General features: G+C 68.8%; 18 protein-coding genes. 6 read left to right on the forward strand and 12 right to left on the reverse strand.

Features of this window, described 5'->3' with window-relative positions; genetic code table 11:
• From K9U41_RS11520 to K9U41_RS11535, 4 genes are all read right to left on the reverse strand, one after another.
• Positions 1–274: biotin/lipoyl-containing protein (locus K9U41_RS11520; protein WP_282640981.1), on the reverse strand; the 274-nt coding region annotated here is incomplete at its 3' end.
• Positions 275–279: 5 nt separating this feature from the next.
• Positions 280–633 (reverse strand): hypothetical protein, encoded by a 354-nt coding sequence (locus K9U41_RS11525; protein ID WP_282640982.1) that lies wholly within the window; start codon positions 631–633, stop codon positions 280–282.
• A gap of 10 nt (positions 634–643) precedes the next feature.
• Positions 644–1,657, reverse strand: coding sequence for a pyruvate dehydrogenase (acetyl-transferring) E1 component subunit alpha (gene pdhA, locus K9U41_RS11530; protein ID WP_282640983.1), 1,014 nt, complete (start codon positions 1,655–1,657; stop codon positions 644–646).
• A gap of 155 nt (positions 1,658–1,812) precedes the next feature.
• Complete coding sequence (locus K9U41_RS11535) at positions 1,813–2,127, reverse strand: FtsB family cell division protein (protein WP_149577559.1); 315 nt, start codon at positions 2,125–2,127, stop codon at positions 1,813–1,815.
• 176 nt (positions 2,128–2,303) lie between these two features.
• On the opposite strand from K9U41_RS11535, the gene recO reads away from it, so the two are divergent.
• Positions 2,304–3,053: a DNA repair protein RecO gene (gene recO / locus K9U41_RS11540; protein ID WP_282640984.1), complete on the forward strand. Its 750-nt coding sequence runs from the start codon at positions 2,304–2,306 to the stop codon at positions 3,051–3,053.
• Here recO and K9U41_RS11545 read toward each other — a convergent pair.
• The gene (locus K9U41_RS11545) at positions 3,038–3,292 is read right to left on the reverse strand and encodes a hypothetical protein (protein ID WP_282640985.1); all 255 of its coding nucleotides are present in this window, start codon (positions 3,290–3,292) and stop codon (positions 3,038–3,040) included. The two genes, recO and K9U41_RS11545, sit on opposite strands and share 16 nt — an antisense overlap.
• 296 nt (positions 3,293–3,588) lie before the next feature.
• On the opposite strand from K9U41_RS11545, the gene parC reads away from it, so the two are divergent.
• Positions 3,589–5,826, forward strand: a complete 2,238-nt coding sequence (gene parC / locus K9U41_RS11550) for a DNA topoisomerase IV subunit A (RefSeq protein ID WP_282640986.1) — start codon at positions 3,589–3,591, stop codon at positions 5,824–5,826.
• A gap of 4 nt (positions 5,827–5,830) precedes the next feature.
• Entirely contained in the window at positions 5,831–7,642 is a 1,812-nt protein-coding gene (locus K9U41_RS11555) for a chloride channel protein (protein WP_282640987.1), read from the forward strand.
• A 27-nt stretch (positions 7,643–7,669) separates the two neighbouring features.
• Here the strand turns inward: K9U41_RS11555 and era are convergent, their stop codons facing one another.
• From era to K9U41_RS11585, 6 genes are all read right to left on the reverse strand, one after another.
• On the reverse strand, positions 7,670–8,842 hold the full coding sequence (era, locus tag K9U41_RS11560) for a GTPase Era (RefSeq protein ID WP_349237847.1): 1,173 nt from the start codon (positions 8,840–8,842) through the stop codon (positions 7,670–7,672).
• Entirely contained in the window at positions 8,842–9,552 is a 711-nt protein-coding gene (gene rnc, locus K9U41_RS11565; protein WP_282641003.1) for a ribonuclease III, read from the reverse strand. Before rnc ends, era begins: the two co-directional genes overlap by 1 nt.
• Positions 9,549–10,301, reverse strand: a complete 753-nt coding sequence (lepB, locus tag K9U41_RS11570) for a signal peptidase I (protein ID WP_282640988.1) — start codon at positions 10,299–10,301, stop codon at positions 9,549–9,551. The genes rnc and lepB overlap by 4 nt, the downstream gene beginning before the upstream one ends.
• Before the next feature lie 167 nt (positions 10,302–10,468).
• A complete protein-coding gene (gene acpS / locus K9U41_RS11575) occupies positions 10,469–10,876 on the reverse strand; it encodes a holo-ACP synthase (protein WP_282640989.1) in 408 nt (135 codons plus the stop codon).
• On the reverse strand, positions 10,873–11,646 hold the full coding sequence (locus K9U41_RS11580; RefSeq protein ID WP_282640990.1) for a pyridoxine 5'-phosphate synthase: 774 nt from the start codon (positions 11,644–11,646) through the stop codon (positions 10,873–10,875). The genes acpS and K9U41_RS11580 overlap by 4 nt, the downstream gene beginning before the upstream one ends.
• 58 nt (positions 11,647–11,704) lie before the next feature.
• The gene (locus tag K9U41_RS11585; protein ID WP_282640991.1) at positions 11,705–13,933 is read right to left on the reverse strand and encodes a RelA/SpoT family protein; all 2,229 of its coding nucleotides are present in this window, start codon (positions 13,931–13,933) and stop codon (positions 11,705–11,707) included.
• A gap of 353 nt (positions 13,934–14,286) precedes the next feature.
• On the opposite strand from K9U41_RS11585, the gene K9U41_RS11590 reads away from it, so the two are divergent.
• Complete coding sequence (locus K9U41_RS11590; protein ID WP_282640992.1) at positions 14,287–15,243, forward strand: AEC family transporter; 957 nt, start codon at positions 14,287–14,289, stop codon at positions 15,241–15,243.
• Between the two features lie 17 nt (positions 15,244–15,260).
• On the opposite strand, the gene K9U41_RS11595 is transcribed toward K9U41_RS11590, so the two are convergent.
• Positions 15,261–16,469 (reverse strand): UbiH/UbiF family hydroxylase, encoded by a 1,209-nt coding sequence (locus K9U41_RS11595; RefSeq protein ID WP_282640993.1) that lies wholly within the window; start codon positions 16,467–16,469, stop codon positions 15,261–15,263.
• A 259-nt stretch (positions 16,470–16,728) separates the two neighbouring features.
• Between K9U41_RS11595 and K9U41_RS11600 the strand changes: the two genes are divergently transcribed.
• Positions 16,729–17,490, forward strand: coding sequence for a TerC family protein (locus K9U41_RS11600; RefSeq protein ID WP_282640994.1), 762 nt, complete (start codon positions 16,729–16,731; stop codon positions 17,488–17,490).
• Positions 17,487–18,239: an SDR family oxidoreductase gene (locus K9U41_RS11605; RefSeq protein ID WP_282640995.1), complete on the forward strand. Its 753-nt coding sequence runs from the start codon at positions 17,487–17,489 to the stop codon at positions 18,237–18,239. The genes K9U41_RS11600 and K9U41_RS11605 overlap by 4 nt, the downstream gene beginning before the upstream one ends.
• The last annotated feature ends 43 nt before the right edge of the window (positions 18,240–18,282 follow it).

The raw sequence follows: 18,282 nt of genomic DNA on the forward strand, positions 1-18,282 counted from the left end.
CCTTGGGGGCGGGAGCCGCGCTGGCATCTTCGCCGTCGGCGAGGATGGTGGCGATGGGGGTGTTCACCGCCACGTCCTGGGCGCCCTCGGGGACGAGGATGCGGCCGAGGATGCCTTCGTCGATGGACTCCACCTCCATGGTGGCCTTGTCGGTCTCGATCTCGGCGAGGACGTCACCGGATTTTACGGTGTCGCCTTCCTTCTTGAGCCACTTGGTGAGATTGCCCTTCTCCATGGTGGGAGACAGGGCCGGCATGAGGACTTCGATGGCCATGGCTGTCAGCTCTTGCTCGGCGCGCCCGCGGGTGCGGCCGGCGAGGAGCCGGCCGGGGCCACGGGGGGCTTGAAGGTGAGGTTCGTGTAGGCGGAGATGGCGGCGACCGCGACGGTCACGGACACGAAGAAGGCGATGGCCGCCTTGCCGGTCCGCACCGCGTCGGCGTCAGCCTCGCGGCCCCGCCGCTTCACGGCGAAGGGCCAGAACGCCAGAAGGGCGTAGCTTCCCGCGCCGCCCCCCTGCCCGGCCGCGCGGTTGGCGGCGATGGTCTTCAGGCCGCCGCGCACGGCGACGGCCCAGGCGCTCAGCGCCGCGAGGAGCGCGAGGCCGGCGAGGATATGGAACAGCGCGGCCACGGCCCGCCGCTCAGCGCAGGATGTCCGTGTACAGCTCCGACACATCGGGCTCGGGATCGTTGGTGGCGAAGTCCGCCGCCTCGTTCACGATCTCGCGGACCTCGGCGTCGAACTTCTTCAGCTCGTCCTCGGTCGCCCCGTGGCTTTCGAGGAGACGGTTGCGGACCTGCTCGATGGGGTCGTGCTCGGTGCGCATCTTCTGGACCTCCTCCTTGGACCGGTACTTGGCCGGGTCCGACATGGAGTGACCGCGATAGCGGTAGGTCTGCATTTCCAGGATGTAGGGGCCATTGCCCTCGCGGGCGAAGGCCAGCGCCCGCTCGCCGGCGGACTTCACCGCCTGCACGTCCATGCCATCCACCTGCTCGCCGGGGATGTTGAAGGAGGTGCCGCGCTTGGAGAAGTCCTGCTGGGCCGAGGCGCGGGACACCGAGGTGCCCATGGCGTACTTGTTGTTCTCGATCACATACACGACCGGAAGCTTCCACAGCTCGGCCATGTTGAAGCTCTCGTAGACCTGGCCCTGGTTGGCCGCGCCGTCGCCGAAATAGGTGACCGAGACCGCGCCGTTGTTGCGGTAGCGATCGGCGAAGGCGAGGCCGGTGCCGAGCGAGACCTGGGCACCGACGATGCCGTGGCCGCCGAAGAACTGCTTCTCGATGCTGAACATGTGCATCGAGCCGCCCTTGCCCTTGGACAGGCCGCCGCGGCGGCCGGTCAGCTCGGCCATGACGCCCCGCGCGGCCATGCCGGTGGACAGCATGTGGCCGTGGTCGCGATAGCCGGTGATGACCTGGTCACCCGGCTTCATGGCCATCTGCATGCCCACCACCACGGCCTCCTGGCCGATGTAGAGATGGCAGAAGCCGCCGATGAGGCCCATGCCGTACATCTGGCCGGCCTTCTCCTCGAAGCGGCGGATGAGCAGCATCTCGCGGTAGGCGAGAAGATCCTGGTCTTTGGTGAAGGGGGCCGGGGCCGCGGGATCGGCGACACGGGCGGAAGGCTTTTTGGCCATCGGCATCCTCAGGAAGCGCTGGAACTGCGTCTTCCTATCCCAGCTCCCGGTGCCTTCAAAGCGCCAATTTTTCCGTGCTGCGCTGCAACACGTTGCAAACTCTTGATTCTGCTATAATGAACCTGAAAACGGTTCATATGCATTGTGAACTTAAATATAGTTCATTTGCTGCGAAGCAGCACCAGGTCCTTGCCATTTATGAAGTTGAGTTGACGCCGCGCCTCCTCGTCCAGCATGTCCGGATCGAGCTGGTTGGGGGCGAGCAGGGAGACCTTGTTCTCCATCGCCCGGCGCTGGGCCTTGAGCCCGGCAAGCTCGGATTCCAGAGCCTTCATCTCCTGCTCATAGTTGCGCTTGGCGACGAGCCCATGATCGCCATTGTAGGCGTGATAGGCGAAATAGCCGATGAGCGCCGCCGCTCCCAGGTGGAGGGCGAGCGTGGCGAGGATGGATTGAAGGCGCGAGCGGCTTTGCATGGCCGCATCCTCGCCGCTTCGGGTTTCCGCCGTCTTAAGGCGCGGCCGCCCTGTTGCGTCTTCGAGCCGGAGGGCGTTCATTGCCGGCAGCGTGAGGCAGTGTTGAGCCGGCACGGCAGGCCGCGCGCAACGCTTGTCCCTTTTCTCGAAGTTCAAAGCCGGACACAGGCAACGCCGTGGAATGGACCGACGAGGGCATCGTGCTGGGGGTGCGGCGGCACGGCGAGGGCAATGCCATCGTGGAATTGCTCACGCGCCTGCGCGGGCGCCACCTCGGCATGGTGCGGGGCGGGGCCTCGCGGCGGCAGGCGCCCCTGCTCCAGCCGGGCAACACGGTGAGCGCCACCTGGCGGGCGCGTCTCGACGAGCACATGGGCAATTATGCGCTGGAACCCGCGGTGGTGCGCACCGATGTGCTCATGCGCGCGCCCCACGCCGCCTTCGGCTTCACCCACATGGCGCAGATGCTGCACCTGCTGCCGGAGCGCGATCCGCACGAGGGCCTGTTTCTCACCCTCGGGGCCATCCTCGACGCCTTCGAGGAACGCGCGGCGGCCGGCCGGCTGCTTGCCCGCTTCGAGCTGGCGCTGTTGGCGGAGCTGGGGTTCGGGCTGGAGCTGGAAACCTGCGCCGCCACCGGAGGGCGGGAGGACCTGGTCTATGTCTCGCCGAAAAGCGGGCGGGCGGTCTGCGGGCAGGCGGGCGCACCCTATGCGGACCGCCTCTTTGCTCTGCCGCGATTCCTGGTGGATGGAACCGCCCCACCGGCGGAGGATGTGGAGGAGGCGCTGCGCCTCACCGGGCACTTTCTGCTGACGCGGGTGCTTGAGCCGCGCGGGCTCGGCCTTTCCGATGCGCGCGCGGCTTTTGTTTCAGCCTGGCGCCGGGAGAGCGGGCCAAGCCGAGATCATCACCAGCCGCGGTAGCGGCGCGGACCCACCCAAACATTCCGGCACTTGGTCACCCAGTGGGGGCGCCCGTTCCACCAGCGGCGCTCCTGCCAGCACCGCCGCGCCCAGCGCACGTCTTCCACCTGGGCCTGGGCCTGCGCCTGACCGGCGAAGGTGGAACCGCTCCCCATCAGCGAACCGGCCGACGCCGATGGCACGGCACCAAGAAGCGCCAACGCAACAATACCGCCCGCCGCAAGAGCTGCCGTCTTCATTTTCGGACCTCCACATGGTACGAGGCGTACTCACCGCCCGGCCTTATGATGCTGTAACGTCGCTGGGGCGTGATTTTGTTCCATCCTTGGTATTTCTCGTCTTTCAGCAGCAGTTGATCTCTTGTCCACGGCGAAGTTTCGCCACGATTTACCGTGGGGAATGGCAATGAATTCATTTCCCGTTCAGCATTTTGGCGATGGCACGCTTTTCATCGGGCGCTTGTGAGACGCCCCGATGATGCGGCCGGCCTCCAAAGGCGGCTTGTGGCTCGCCCGCGCGCGCGGTACTGGCAGGCATGGCCACGCGCACACTTCCACCCGGCGACGGGCACATCGAGAAAGTCACGCTCAAGGACGCGCTGGAAGAGCGCTACCTGGCGTATGCCCTCTCGACCATCATGCACCGCGCCCTGCCCGACGCGCGCGACGGCCTGAAGCCGGTGCACCGGCGCATCCTGCACGCCATGCGCCAGTTGCGGCTCGATCCCGGCCAGGGCTTCAAGAAGTCCGCCCGCGTGGTGGGCGACGTGATCGGCAAGTTCCACCCCCACGGCGACCAGTCGGTCTATGACGCCCTGGTGCGCCTCGCCCAGGATTTCGCCCAGCGCTACCCGCTGGTGGACGGACAGGGCAATTTCGGCAACGTGGACGGCGATAACGCCGCCGCCATGCGATACACCGAGGCCCGCCTCACCGAGACCGCCCGGCTGCTGCTGGACGGCATCGACGAGGACGCGGTGGACTTCCGCCCCACCTATGACGGCTCCGAGGAAGAGCCCGTGGTGCTGCCGGCGGCGTTCCCGAACCTGCTCGCCAACGGTTCGCAGGGCATCGCGGTGGGCATGGCCACCTCCATCCCGCCCCACAACGCCGCCGAACTGCTGGACGCGGCGCTCCATCTCATCGACCACCCGGAGGCCCCCGCCTTCGACCTGCTCCAGTTCGTCCCCGGCCCGGACTTCCCCACCGGCGGCGTGCTGGTGGAGGACCCGGTGGGCGTGGCCGAGGCCTATGCCACCGGCCGCGGCTCGTTCCGCGTGCGGGCGCGCTGGGAGAAGGAGGAGACCGGGCGCGGCACCTATGTGGTGGTGGTCACCGAGATCCCCTACGGCGTCGCCAAGTCCCGGCTGGTGGAGAAGATCGCGGAGCTGCTCACCGACAAGAAGCTGCCGCTGCTGGCCGACGTGCGCGACGAGAGCGCCGAGGACATCCGCCTGGTGCTGGAGCCCCGCGCCCGCACCGTGGATGCCGAGGTGCTCATGGAGAGCCTGTTCAAGCTCACCGAGCTTGAGGCCCGCATCCCGCTCAACATGAACGTGCTGGTGCGCGGGCAGGTCCCCAAGGTGCTCTCCCTCTCGGAAGCGCTCCGGGAGTGGCTCGACCACCGCCGCGACGTGCTGCTGCGCCGCTCGCGCCATCGGCTGGAGCAGATCGCCCACCGGCTGGAGGTGCTGGGCGGCTACCTCATCGCCTATCTCAACCTCGACGAGGTGATCCGCATCATCCGCGAGGAGGACGAGCCCAAGCAGGAATTGATGCGCACGTTCGAGCTGACCGACGTGCAGACGGAAGCCATCCTGAACATGCGCCTGCGCTCCCTGCGCCGGCTAGAGGAGATGGAGATCCGCAAGGAGCACGACGCCCTCACCAAGGAGCAGGACGGCCTGAACAAGCTGGTCGCCTCCGAGGCGGCGCAGTGGAAGAACATCGCCAGGGAAATCCGCGAGACCCGCAAGACCTACGGCCCCGAGACCGCCATCGGCCGCCGCCGCACCACGTTCGCGGCGCCCCCCACCTTCCACGAGGATGCCTTCACCGAGGCGCTGGTGGAGCGCGAGCCGGTCACCATCGTGGTCTCCGACAAGGGCTGGATCCGCGCCCTCAAGGGCCACGTGCAGGACCTCTCCAACCTCCAGTTCAAGGGCGACGACAGCCTGGGCCACGCCTTCTTCGCCGAGACCACCTCCAAGGTCATGGTGTTCGCCTCCAACGGCCGCTTCTACACGCTGGACGCCGCCAAGCTCCCCGGCGGGCGCGGCCACGGCGAGCCGGTGCGCCTGATGATCGACCTGGAGCAGGAGGCGGAGATCGTCTCCGTCTTCGCTTATCAGGCCGGGCGCAAGCTGCTGGTGGCCTCCAGGCAGGGACGCGGCTTCATGGTGGGCGAGGACGACTGCCTCGCCAACACCCGCAAGGGCAAGCAGGTGCTCGTCACCGATCCGCCGGACGCGGCGCTGGCGGTGCGGTTCGTGGACGGGGACTGGGTGGCGGTGATCGGCGACAACCGCAAGCTGCTGCTGTTCCCGCTCAACCAGGTGCCGGAAATGACCCGCGGGCGCGGCGTGCGCCTCCAGCGCTACCGCGAGGGCGGCCTGTCCGACCTCAAGGCCTTCTCCATGGCCTCAGGCCTCACCTGGGAGGACACCTCCGGCCGCACCTGGACCGTGACCGACCTGCTGGAATGGCAGGGCGAGCGCGCCTCGGCCGGCCGCCTGCCGCCCAAGGGCTTCCCCCGCAGCAACACGTTCAGCTGAGCTGATGGCCATCCCGCCCGCCGATCCTGTGCCCGCCGATCCCGCGCCGGCGGTTGGTGCGGCGCCGGCTTCGGCCTTCGACCGCCTCATCGCCTTCGCCCGGACCTGCGTGCGCGAGCGGGAAGTTGCGCTGGTGGTGATCGCGGCGGCGATGGGCCTCCTCGCCGGGCTCGCGGCCAGCGCCATGAGCCGGACCACCCAGTGGATGCACGAGGTGCTGTTCCAGCTCGCCCCCGGCGACCGGCTCAGCGCCGCGCCGGCCCTGTCCTCGCCATGGATGGTTCTCGTCCCGGTGGCGGGCGGGCTGGCCATGGGGCTCATCGCCCTCGCCCTGAAACGCTGGCGTCGGCGCAATTTCGTGGACCCCATCGAGGCCAATGCGCTGCACGGCGGGCGCATGTCGCTCACCGACAGCATCATCGTCTCCGTTCAGACCATGGTCTCCAACGGCTTCGGCGCCTCGCTGGGGCTGGAGGCGGGCTATTCGCAGATCGGCGGCGGCATCGCCTCGAGGCTCGGCCGGGCCTTCCACCTGCGGCGCAACGATTTGCGCATTCTGGTGGGCGCGGGCGCGGCGGCGGGCATCGGCGCGGCCTTCGACGCCCCGCTCATGGGCGCCTTCTACGGGTTCGAGATCATCATCGGCAGCTATTCCATTCCCGCCGCCGCCCCGGTGCTGGCGGCAACCGTCTCGGCGGTGATGGTGGCGCGGCTGCTCGGGGGCCATGTGGACCCGCTGAACATCCCGCCCGATGTGCTGCTCCAGCCCCTCGACATCCTGCCCATCGCGCTGCTCGGGCTGCTGGCGGCGGGAGTCGCCATCCTTATCATGCGTCTGGTCACGGGCGTGGAGATGGCGTTCGGCAAGAGCGGAATCCCCGCGCCGCTGCGGCCCGCGGTGGCGGGCCTCGGCGTCGGTGCGCTGGCGCTCTACAGCCCGCAGGTGCTCTCCGATGGCCATGGCGCGCTGCACCTGCAGGTGGATGGCCCGGTGCTGCTCTCGGTGGCGGTGATCTTCGGCCTGAAGATCCTGGCCTCGGCCCTGTCCATCGGCTCGGGCTTTCGCGGCGGCCTGTTCTTCGCCTCCCTGTTCCTCGGCGCGCTCATGGGCAAGCTCTACGGCGGCGCGCTCGCCCTGCTGTGGCCCGCGCTCCAGCTCGATCCGGCGGTCTGCGCGGTGGCCGGCATGGGGGCGCTGGCGGTGGGCATCATCGGCGGGCCGCTCACCATGACCTTCCTGGTGCTGGAGATGACGCGGGACCTCGCCCTGTCCGGCTATGTGCTGGCGGCGGCGGTGGTGACCTCCCTCGCGGTGCGGGAGACCTTCGGCTACTCCTTCTCCACCTGGCGGTTCCACCTGCGCGGCGAGAGCATCCGCAGCGCGCAGGACGTGGGCTGGATGCGCGAGCTGACCGTCGCCCGCATGATGCGCACCGACATGGCCACCTTCCCCGAGCACGGCACCATCGGCGCCCTGCGCACGGCCTTCCCGCTGGGCGCGCGGCGGATGGTGGTGCTGGTGGACGGGGCGGGCGCCTATGCCGGGCTGGTGCGGGTGGTGGAGGCCCATGCGGCCGAGCGCGATCCCGCGGAGGCCGTCGCAAGGCTCGCCACCCATCACGACGACATGCTGCTGCCGGCCATGAACGTGAAGGAGGCGGCGCTGGCCTTCGATGCCGCCCGGGCCGAGGACCTCGCCGTGGTGGACGACCCCACCACCCGCCGCCTCATGGGCCTGCTGGGCGAGGCCCACGTGCTGCGACGCTATACCGAAGAGCTGGACAAGGCCCGGCAGGGCCTTGGCGCCGAGGTCTGAAGCGACAGCGGCAGGAGGAGGCTGTCTTCAGCCGCCTCTGGGAAATTCGAGCCCCATCTCGCGATAGCGCTCGGGGTCGTCCGCCCAACTCTCGCGCACCTTCACGAACAGGAACAGGTGCACCTTCTGCTCGATGATCCCGGCGATCTCCGCGCGGGATTCCGAGGAGATGGTCTTGATGGTGTTGCCGCCCTTGCCGAGCACGATCTTGCGCTGGCTTTCGCGCTCCACATAAATGGTCTGCTCAATGCGCACGGAGCCGTTGCGCAATTCCTTCCAGCTCTCGGTTTCCACCGTGGAGCGGTAGGGCAGCTCGTCGTGGAGGCGCAGGAACATCTTTTCCCGGGTGATTTCCGCCGCCAGCATGCGCATGGGCGCGTCCGACACCTGGTCCTCGGGATAGAGCCAGGGGCTCAGCGGCACCTGCTCGGCGAACCAGCGGCGCACGTCGGCGACACCATCACCGGTCAGGGCGGAGACCATGAACACCCGGTCGAACGCCAGCTTCTCGTTGATCTGCGCGGCGAGCGCCAGAAGCGTGTCGCGGCGGATGATGTCGATCTTGTTGAGAATCAGCGCGCGCGGCTTGCGGATCTCGGCCAGCGGGGCGAGCAGGGCCTCGATGTCCTCGTCCATGCCGCGCTTGGCATCCACCAGCAATGCGATCACGTCGGCGTCGGCGGCATGAGTCCAGGCGCTCGACACCATGGCGCGCTCCAGCCGGCGCTTGGGGGAAAAGATGCCGGGGGTGTCCACCAGCACCAGCTGGGCCGCGCCATCCAGCGCGATGCCGCGCACGATGGCGCGGGTGGTCTGCACCTTGTGGGAGACGATGGACACCTTGGTGCCCACCAACTGATTGGTCAGCGTGGACTTGCCCGCATTGGGCGCGCCCAAAAGCGCGACGAAGCCGCAGCGGGTCGGCCCCTCCAGGGGCGGCAGGATGCGCGGCGCGGCATCGTGCTCTTCGTCGAAATCGTCGTCCTCGTCGTCGAAGTCATCGTCGGACAGGGCGCCGTCCGGCAGCTCGTCCTCTGGCAGTTCGTCTTGGGGCAGCTCGTGCTCGACGTCCCGTGGCGCGCCTTCGGCCGCGCTCAGATCGCCACGGGCCGGAGCACCGTTGCCGGGGCCGCTCTCATCCGGGCTGTTCTCATCCGGACTGTTCTTGGGGCCCTTGGGACCCTTGCCTGCCGGTGCCATCACGACTCGTCCTTTTTCCACACGCCCTCACGGACGAGGAAAGCGGCGGCTGCCGCCTTCTGCGCATTCTGCTTGGACGCCCCGTCCGCCTGTTCGGACGACAGGCCCGGAAGATCCACCGCCACCGTGAAGCGGGGGGCATGATCGGGACCGGAACGGATCACCTCGCGATAGGAGGGCGGCGGCAGGCCACGGGCCTGCGCCCATTCCTGCAATACCGTCTTGGCATCGCGCAGGGGCCGGCGGGGCGTCTCCAGCCGGGGGCGCCAGAAGCGCTCCACCACCTGGTGGGCCGCCTCGTAGCCGCCGTCGAGGAACACGGCCGCCACCACGCTTTCCGCCACGTCGGCAAGGATCGCCCGCCGCTTGTGCGCGCCGGACTGGCTCTCGCCGGGGCCGAGGCGGATGAAGGGGCCGAGATCCATGTCCTGCGCCACCTCGGCGCAGGCCTCCTCGCGCACCAGTTCGGCGAGCCGGCGCGAGAGGTCTCCCTCCTCCCCTTCCGGGAAGGCGAGATAAAGCATGTGCGACACCACGGAGCCGAGCACGTGGTCGCCCAGGAATTCCATGCGCTGATAGGACCGCAGCCGCGGGGCCTCGCCCTTCACCGCGCTGATGTGGGACAGCGCAAGCTCAAGCACCGACTGGTCGCGGAAGCGATAGCCGATCCGCTCCTCCACGGACGCGAGATCAGAGCCCACTGCGTTCAATGTACCCGAGAGAACAGCCGATCCCATCGCACCGTCCAAGGCCACGTCCAAACCTGCCACGCGGAAGCACCCTCGTCGATCGAGAAGAAGATCACCTGCGCCTTGCCGATGAGGTTCTCGAAGGGAACATAGCCGACCTGGCTCAACACGCGGCTATCTGCCGAATTATCGCGATTATCGCCCATCATGAAGTAGTGGCCCAGCGGAACCTCATAGACCGGCGTGTTATCATAGAAGCCATTGTCCACGAGATCGAGGGTCTCGAAGGAGACGCCGTTGGGCAGGGTCTCGCGCCAGCGCTTCACCGGCACCTTGCGGCCGGCGCCGTCATCCTCGGCCACGTCGGCAAGCCGCTCGCGCTGCACCGGCGTGCCGTTGATGTGCAGCAGGCCGCCGATCATCTGGACCTTGTCGCCGGGCATGCCGATGACGCGCTTGATGTAATCCGTCTCGTTGTCGCGCGGCAGCTTGAAGACCACCACGTCGCCGCGTGTCGGCTCCGAGCCGAAGATGCGGCCGGCAAACAGGTTGGGCGAGAAGGGAATCGAGAAGCGCGAATAGCCGTAGCTGTACTTGGAGACGAAGAGATAGTCGCCGATCAGCAGCGTGTCCTTCATGGACCCGGACGGGATGTTGAAAGGCTGGAACAGGAAGGTCCGGATCACCAGCGCGATCAGAAGCGCATGGACGATCACGCGGACGGTTTCGAGGAAACCGCCGTCCTTCTTGGAGTCGCTGGTCGCGGTCATCTGGTGTCCAAAAAATCCCGGATGGGGCGCAGGGTAGTTGAAACTGCGCCGAAACTGAGGACAGACACCCGATCAGCGTCTGTGTCCACAGGCCCAAGGTGGCTTGATGGCCCCTATAGAGGCTTCGTCGGCTCCCGGCAACGCACGTGCTGGGGCCTCCCGCAGGGTCAGACGCCCGCCTTGGGTACCGCCGATATGATCACATAGGCCGCCGTCAGAGGCCCCTCGTCGGTCAGCGACAGGTGGATGTGCGGCTCATAGCCCTGCGGCACCAGCGCGGCGAGGCGGCGGGCGGCGCCGCCGGTGAGCACCAGGGTGGGCTGGCCGGACGGCAGGTTCACCACCCCCATGTCGCGCCAGAACACGCCATGGCTGAGGCCGGTGCCCAGGGCCTTGGAGCAGGCTTCCTTGGCGGCGAAGCGCTTGGCATAGGTCTCGGCGCGCCGCTTGCGCCGATCCGCCTTGGCCCGTTCCTCGGGGGTGAAGATCCGGTCGAGGAAGCGGTCGCCGAACCGCTCGATGGAGCGGGCGATGCGCCGGGCGTCCGAGAAATCCGAGCCGATGCCGATGATCATGCCGCCGCGCCGTCCCCCATGGCCGCCCGGCCCGCCGCAATGGCGGCCCGCATGCGCGCGATGGCCTCATGGAGCCCCACGAAAATGGCTTCGCCGATGAGAAAGTGGCCGATGTTCAGCTCCACGATCTCCGGAAAGGCGGCGATGCGCTCGGCGGTGGCATAATCGAGGCCGTGGCCCGCATGGACCTCCAGGCCCAGTTCCGCCGCCTGCCGCGCCCCGGCCTTCAGCCGCGTGAACTCGGCCTCGGCCGCCGCGTGCCGGCCTTCCGTGCAGGCATCGCACCACGCGCCGGTGTGCAGTTCCACGATGTCCGCGCCCAGGTCCGCTGCCGCCGCGATCTGGGTCGGGTCGGCCGCGATGAACAGCGAGACGCGAATGCCCGCCGCCTTCAGCCGGGCGATGCGGGGGGCAAGCTCCAGGCGCTGGCCGGCGGCGTCGAGCCCGCCTTCGGTGGTGCGTTCCTCCCGCCGCTCGGGCACCAGGCAGCAGGCGTTGGGGCGGACGCGGCAGGCGATGGCCACCATCTCTTCGGTGGCTGCCATCTCGAAATTCAGCGGCAGGGCGATCTCGGCCTTCAGCCGGTCCATGTCCGCGTCGCGGATATGGCGGCGGTCTTCCCGCAGGTGGGCGGTGATGCCGTGGGCTCCGGCGGCCTTGGCAAGGGCGGCAGCGCGCACCGGGTCCGGATGAGCGCCGCCGCGCGCGTTGCGCACCGTCGCCACGTGATCCACGTTCACTCCAAGCCGCACCGGCCTCAGCACCGCCATCGTCCCTGCTCCCTGCTCCGCAGCGGCCTTATAGCCGGTTGCCCGTGCGCCGGCACGGTCAGCCATTCACGCGCTCCACCTGGGCGACCACCTCGCGGGCCTTCAGGTCCGCCATGATGGTATTGAGATGCCTTAGATCGAAGACCTCGATGTCGATGACCATCTCGTGGAAGTCGGCCGAGCGGGCGCGCATCTGGAGGCCGTCGATATTGCCGCCGCGGTCGCCGATGGCGCCCGCCACCTGGGCCAGCGAGCCGGGCGCGTTGCGGGCCGTCACGATGATGCGGGCGGGGAAGCGACCGTCCGACAATTCGTCCACGTCCCAGCGCACGTCGAGCCAGCGCTCGGGCGCATCCTCGAAGCTCTGCAGGGACGGCGACTGGATCGGGTAGATGGTGATCCCCTCGCCCGGCGTCAGGATGCCGACGATGCGATCGCCCGGCACCGCGCCTCCCTCCGGCGCGAAGCGCACGGGCAGCTCGCCGTTGATGCCGCGGATGGGAATGGCGTCGAGGCGCTCCGCATCCGCCCCCTCACGCGACTTGGCCGCCTCGGGGATCTTGAACTTGAGGTTGTGGCCGCGCTTCAGCTCGAACCAGCCTTCCCCGTTCACCTGCCGGTCGGTGCGATCTTCCGCGCGCGGCGGCGACCAGTCGGGATAGACGGCGCGGATGAGATCGTCGGTCTTGATCTCGCCCCGGCCCACGGCGGCAAGCACGTCCTCGGCGGCGGTGCGGGCAAGGCGTGGCGTCCCCTTGGCCACGGCGTCGTCCGAAAACACCTTGCCCGCCTTGGCAAACGCCCGCTCGGCGATCTTGCGGCCGAGCCCGGCATATTGGGCGCGCACGGCGGTCCGGGTCGCCCGGCGCACGGCGGCGCGCGCCTTGCCCGTCACCGCGATGGTCTCCCACGCGCCCGGCGGCGTCTGCGCCTTGGAGGTGATGATCTCCACCTCGTCGCCGTTCTTCAGCTCCGACACCAGGGGCGCGATGGAGCCGTTGATCTTGCAGCCCACCGCCGTATTGCCCACGTCGGTGTGCACCGCATAGGCGAAATCGATGGGCGTCGCCTTGCGCGGCAGGGCGATCAGCCGCCCCTTGGGGGTGAAGCAGAACACCTGGTCGTGGAACAGCTCAAGCTTGGTATGCTCCAGGAACTCCTCGGGCGAGAGGCCCTGCGACAGGTTCTCGATGGTCTTGCGCAGCCAGGCATAGGCCCGGCTCTCGTGGGAGAGCATGGCCCCCGGCGCCCCGGACGCGTCCTTGTAGAGGGCATGGGCGGCGATGCCGTATTCGGCGATCTCCTCCATGTCCCGGGTGCGGATCTGCATCTCGACCCGCTGCCGGCGCGGGCCGACCACGGTGGTGTGGAGCGAGCGGTAGTCGTTGGGCTTGGGGGTGGAGATGTAGTCCTTGAAGCGGCCGGGCACGATGGCCCACTTGGTGTGGATCACCCCCAGCGCGCGATAGCAGTCCTCCACCGAGCCGACGATGACGCGGAAGCCGTAGAGGTCGGACAATTGCTCGAAGCCGATGGCCTTGCGCTCCATCTTGCCCCAGATGGAATAAGGCCGCTTCTCGCGCCCCTTCACTTCCACCGTGATGCCGCGCCGCGCCAGCTCGTCCTTCAGCTCGCGCTCGATCTCCTGCACCACCGCGCCGTTGCCCTGCCGCAGCTCGGAAACGCGCACGGCGATGGATTCGTAGGCCTCCGGCGAGAGCTGGCGGAAGGAGAGGTCCTCCAGTTCCTCGCGCATGTCCTGCATGCCCATGCGGGCGGCGAGCGGCGCGTAGATGTCCAGCGTCTCCTGCGCCACGCGATCGCGCTTCTCCGGCGGCACCCATTTCAGGGTGCGCATGTTGTGGAGGCGGTCGGCGAGCTTGACGAGGAGCACCCGCACGTCGTCGGCGATGGCCAGCAACAGCTTGCGCAGGTTTTCCGCCTGCTTAGCCTGCTTGGAGACGAGGTCCAGCTTCTTGATCTTGGTGAGGCCCTCCACCAGCGTCGCGATCTGGTGGCCGAACAGGCGCTCGATCTCGGACTTGGTGGCGCTGGTGTCCTCGATGGTGTCGTGCAGCAGCGCCGAGACGATGGTGGCATCGTCCAGCTTGAGATCGGTGAGGATCGCCGCCACTTCCAGGGGATGGGAGAAATAGGGGTCGCCGGACGCGCGCAGCTGGCTGCCGTGCGCGCGCATGGCATACACATAGGCGCGGTCGAGCAGCGCCTCGTCGGTGTTGGGATTATACCGTCGAACGCGCTCGACGAGTTCGTATTGGCGCATCATGGCCGGGAACGATCCGTCGCAGCACGGGCGGGGCAGGTTCAGCGCGCCCGCCCCATCCTTCTTGAAACCTAGATATCATGGCGAGGGGGGCCACGCGCAAGGCGCTCATGGCGCTTCTTCGCGGGAAAACGCTGCGGCACGACGGCGTTGAGCCTCGCGCAAGCCTGCGCCGAGGGCGGCGGCCAGGGCACCAGCGCGGGAAGATGACCGCGCGCGGCTACCGCTTTTCATCCGCGCGCCCGCCGATTATGGATGGGGCAACGCGCCACAGGCGCCCCGCCCCAGACGCCTCAATGCCCCTTGCCCCGCAGTGAGCCAGCCCCAGAAAAGCCCGCACCCATGAGCGCGCCGCCATGAGCGACCTGTTCGGCCTCGCCTTTCCCTTCTTCGGGCTGATCTTCCTCGGCTATTTCTGCGGCTGGCGGGTCAAGCTGCCGGAAAGCGGGCTCGCCTGGCTGACCTTCTTCGTCATCTATGTGGCGCTGCCGGCGCTGTTCTATCGCATCGTGGCGCAGACCCCGATCCATGAGCTGGCCAATCCCGCCTTCATCCTCGCGGTGGTGGCGTCCACCGCGACCACCTCCCTCATTGCCCTGGCCATCGGCCTGTTCTTCCGGCGCGGGCATGTGGGCGAGGCCGCCATCGCCGTCACCATCGGCGCCTATGCCAATGTGGGCTACATGGGGCCGGGCCTGACGCTGGCCGCCCTCGGCCAGGCGGCGGCGACGCCGGCGGCGCTCATCTTCGCCTGCGACAGCCTCCTGTTCTTCACCATCGTGCCGCTGCTGATGACCATGCGCGGACGGGGCGAGGGCCTGCTCCACACCCTGGGCCTTATCGCCAAAAGGGTGCTCACCCACCCCTTCAACATCGCGACCATGCTGGGGGTCCTGGCAGCAGCGCTGGAGTTCCGCGAGCCGGAGCCGCTGTCGCGCATGCTGGATTTCCTGCGCAATGCTGCCGCGCCCTGCGCGCTGTTCGCGCTCGGCGTCACCGTGGCGCTCCGGCCCCTGAAGCGCGTGCCGGTGGAGCTGGGGCCGCTGCTGGTGCTGAAGCTGGTGCTGCACCCGGTGATCGCGCTGGTGTCGCTCAGCCTGTTCGGGCCGTTCTCGCAGGTCTGGAGCGAGACGCTGCTGTTGATGGCGGCGCTGCCGCCGGCGCTGAACGTGTTCGTGCTGGCGCGGCAGTACCACGTCTTCATGGAGGAGGCGTCTGCCGCCGTCCTCCTCGGCACCCTGTTCTCCGTGGTGACGGTGACCGGCATGCTCTACCTGCTGCGCGGGCACCTCATCCCGCTCAGCCTGTTCTGAACCACCGGTGGTGCGCGTCAGGCAGCCTTGTCGCCGATGCCGAGCCGCATCAGGGTGCGCCGCAGGGGACCCACCCGATCGAGCAGATAGAGGCCGAAGCCGCGCACGCCCTGGACCGGCAGCAGGTCGGACAGCAGCGAGCGGTTGAGCAGGTCCACCGCCCGCATGCGGCCGAACACGTCGCGCTGGCGCGCCGCCGCGTAGCGCGACAGCAGGGCCTCCGAGCCCACGTCCCCGCCCACCGCGAAGGCATCCGCCACGAAGGCCACCAGCGCGCCGGCGTCGCGCAGGCCGAGGTTGAGCCCCTGGGCACCGATGGGCGGCATGATGTGGGCCGCCTCGCTGATGAGGGCGATGCGGTCCGCCACCAGGCGCTCCGCCGTCTCCGCCGCCAGCGGGAAGGCGCCGCGGCCGCCCTCCATCTCGAACCGTCCGAGCACCGAGGAGGCCCGCGCCTCCAGCTCCCGCGCCAGCGCCATGTCGTCGAGGCCGAGCAGGCGGATCGCCTCCCGCTCCGTGACCACGCAGACGATGGACGAGCGGTCCCCCGTCAGCGGCACCAGCGTGAAGGGGCCGGTCTCGGTGTGGAATTCGGTGGAGGTGTCCTCGTGCGAGCGGGTGTGGCGCACGGTGGCGGTGAAGGCCACCTGCGGATAGGCCCGGGTGCGCATGGTTATGCCCGCCGCCGCCCGCACCCGCGATTGGCGTCCATCCGCCCCCACCACGAGGCGGGCGCGCAGGGTGGAGCCGTCGGCGAGATGCAGGGTGAGGGCGTCGGGCGCAAAGTCGATGCGCTCCAGCGCGGTGCGGACGATGGAGAGGTTGGGCTGCTGCATGGCCTTGGCGAGCAGGCCGTTGCGCAGCGCGTCATTCTCGATGTTGTAGCCGAAGGCGGGAAGGCCGATCTCTGCCGACCGGAAGGTCACTTCCGGCGCCCGCACCAGCCGGCGGGTGGCATCGGCGATGCGCATGTCGCGCAGCGGCGCGGAGCGGGGCTCCAGCTCCGCCCACAGGCCGAAATCCTCCAGGATGCGCACCGAGCCTTCCAGCAGCGCCGTGGTGCGATGGTCGGCCCCGCGATCAGGGCCGGTGACGAGAACCGCGGGCACCCCCCGTGCAGCAAGCCCGAGAGCGGTGGCGAGCCCGGCCGGACCTGCGCCCACCACGATCACCTCGTGAATACGATCGTGGTGGATGTCGCCGTCGTGGATGTCCTCTTGCGCCATCGCAGCCTCCCCGCCGCCGTGTCACCGGCGTGTCGCACACTAAAACCCGCATAGGGCGGAGAAAAGGCCGCCCGGCCCCGAGTCAGTCCGTCAAGATGCCACGCCGCAAAGCCCTGGCGTATGATCCGTCACGACCCTGCGGCGCGGCGTGTTGCCCCATCGGCACGCGCGGCGCCTTTTGCGCGGTGATCGCCACCGGACATCTTGCGGCACGCGCGACTTCCCCCATTCTGGCGCGGAATCGGTGCTGGGGGATCGGATGCTGGACTGGATTTCGTCACCGGAGGCCTGGGCGGCCCTCGTGACGCTCACGGCCATGGAGATCATCCTCGGCATCGACAACGTGGTGTTCATCTCCCTGGTGGTGCAGAAACTGCCCGCGGCCCAGGCGCTCCGGGCGCGGCAGATGGGGCTTTCCGCGGCACTGCTCCTGCGCATTGCGCTGCTGTTCGCGCTCACCTGGCTCATCGGCCTCCAGCAAAACCTGTTCACCGCCTTCGGCCATGGCTTCTCCTGGCGCGACATCATCCTGATGGCCGGCGGCGCCTTCCTCATCGCCAAGGCCACCCAGGAAATGCACGGCGCGCTGGAGGGCGAGGACGAGCCGGAGGCCGCCGACAGCCCGGCCACCCACGCGCAGCGCGCCTTCATGGCGGTGGTGGCGCAGGTGATCCTGCTCGACCTCGTATTCTCGGTGGACTCGATCCTCACCGCCATCGGCATGGCGGAGCATCTCGCCATCATGGTGCTGGCGGTGATCATTGCCGTGTCCATCATGTTCGCCGCCTCGGGCCCGCTCTCGGCCTTCATCGCCGCCCATCCCACCACCAAGATGCTGGCGCTGGCCTTCCTGGTGCTCATCGGCGTCACGCTGGTGGCGGACGGCTTCGGCGCGCACGTCCCGAAGGGCTACATCTATGCGGCCATGGCCTTCTCGGTGATGGTGGAGATGCTGAACGTCGCCGCCTCCGGCCGGCGCCGGCGGCGGATCGCGGCGCGGCACGCGGAGGAGCAACAATGACAGGCAAGGTCCTCGTGGTGACGGGCGGCAGCCGGGGCATCGGCGCCGCCTGCGTGATCAGGGCCGCCCAGGCGGGCTATGGCAAGATCGCGCTCAACTACACCAGCGATGCCGCCGCCGCCGAAGCCACCGCCGCCGCAGCCCGTGCCCACGGCGCCGAAGTGGCGGTGATCAAGGGCGACATGGCCGTCCCCGCCGACATCGCCCACCTGTTCGACGAGACCGATTCCCGCCTCGGCCCGGTGACCCATCTGGTGAACAACGCCGGCATCACCGGCCGCGCCTCGCCCTTCGCCGATGCCGATCCCGCCGAGATCGCCCGCGTCATCGACCTCAACGTCACCGGCGCGCTGCTGGTGGCGCAGGCGGCGGTGAAGCGCATGTCCACGGCGCGCGGGGGCAAGGGCGGCGCCATCGTCAACATCTCCTCCATGGCGGCGACGCTGGGCTCGCCCGGCGAATATGTCTGGTACGCCGCGAGCAAGGGCGCCATCGACAGCTTCACCATCGGCCTCGGCCGCGAGCTGGCACGCGAGGGCGTCCGGGTGAACGGGGTGGCGCCGGGCCTCATCGCCACCGACATCCACGACACCAGCGGCGTTACCGGCCGGCTGGACCGGCTGGTGCCCACCACGCCCATGGGCCGGGCCGGCACCGCCGACGAGGTGGCCGACGCGGTGCTGCACCTGCTGTCGGATGCGGCGAGCTACACCACCGGCGCCATCCTGAAGGTCTCCGGCGGGCGCTGAGGGTGCTTGCGGGCGCCGGACGCCGGCCTATGATCCCCGGCGT

The sequence above is a fragment of the Xanthobacter autotrophicus genome, from assembly GCF_029991245.1.
Taxonomy (GTDB): domain Bacteria; phylum Pseudomonadota; class Alphaproteobacteria; order Rhizobiales; family Xanthobacteraceae; genus Xanthobacter; species Xanthobacter autotrophicus_C.

Bases quoted from the DNA above. Each gene is read 5' to 3' on its own strand.
- pdhA (WP_282640983.1), bottom strand. From the start codon at position 1,657: ATGCCGATGGCCAAAAAGCCTTCCGCCCGTGTCGCCGATCCCGCGGCC.
- K9U41_RS11535 (WP_149577559.1), bottom strand. From the start codon at position 2,127: ATGCAAAGCCGCTCGCGCCTTCAATCCATCCTCGCCACGCTCGCCCTC.
- K9U41_RS11545 (WP_282640985.1), bottom strand. From the start codon at position 3,292: ATGAAGACGGCAGCTCTTGCGGCGGGCGGTATTGTTGCGTTGGCGCTT.
- parC (WP_282640986.1), top strand. From the start codon at position 3,589: ATGGCCACGCGCACACTTCCACCCGGCGACGGGCACATCGAGAAAGTC.
- K9U41_RS11555 (WP_282640987.1), top strand. From the start codon at position 5,831: ATGGCCATCCCGCCCGCCGATCCTGTGCCCGCCGATCCCGCGCCGGCG.
- era (WP_349237847.1), bottom strand. From the start codon at position 8,842: ATGGCACCGGCAGGCAAGGGTCCCAAGGGCCCCAAGAACAGTCCGGAT.
- lepB (WP_282640988.1), bottom strand. From the start codon at position 10,301: ATGACCGCGACCAGCGACTCCAAGAAGGACGGCGGTTTCCTCGAAACC.
- acpS (WP_282640989.1), bottom strand. From the start codon at position 10,876: ATGATCATCGGCATCGGCTCGGATTTCTCGGACGCCCGGCGCATCGCC.
- K9U41_RS11580 (WP_282640990.1), bottom strand. From the start codon at position 11,646: ATGGCGGTGCTGAGGCCGGTGCGGCTTGGAGTGAACGTGGATCACGTG.
- K9U41_RS11585 (WP_282640991.1), bottom strand. From the start codon at position 13,933: ATGATGCGCCAATACGAACTCGTCGAGCGCGTTCGACGGTATAATCCC.
- K9U41_RS11590 (WP_282640992.1), top strand. From the start codon at position 14,287: ATGAGCGACCTGTTCGGCCTCGCCTTTCCCTTCTTCGGGCTGATCTTC.
- K9U41_RS11595 (WP_282640993.1), bottom strand. From the start codon at position 16,469: ATGGCGCAAGAGGACATCCACGACGGCGACATCCACCACGATCGTATT.
- K9U41_RS11600 (WP_282640994.1), top strand. From the start codon at position 16,729: ATGCTGGACTGGATTTCGTCACCGGAGGCCTGGGCGGCCCTCGTGACG.
- K9U41_RS11605 (WP_282640995.1), top strand. From the start codon at position 17,487: ATGACAGGCAAGGTCCTCGTGGTGACGGGCGGCAGCCGGGGCATCGGC.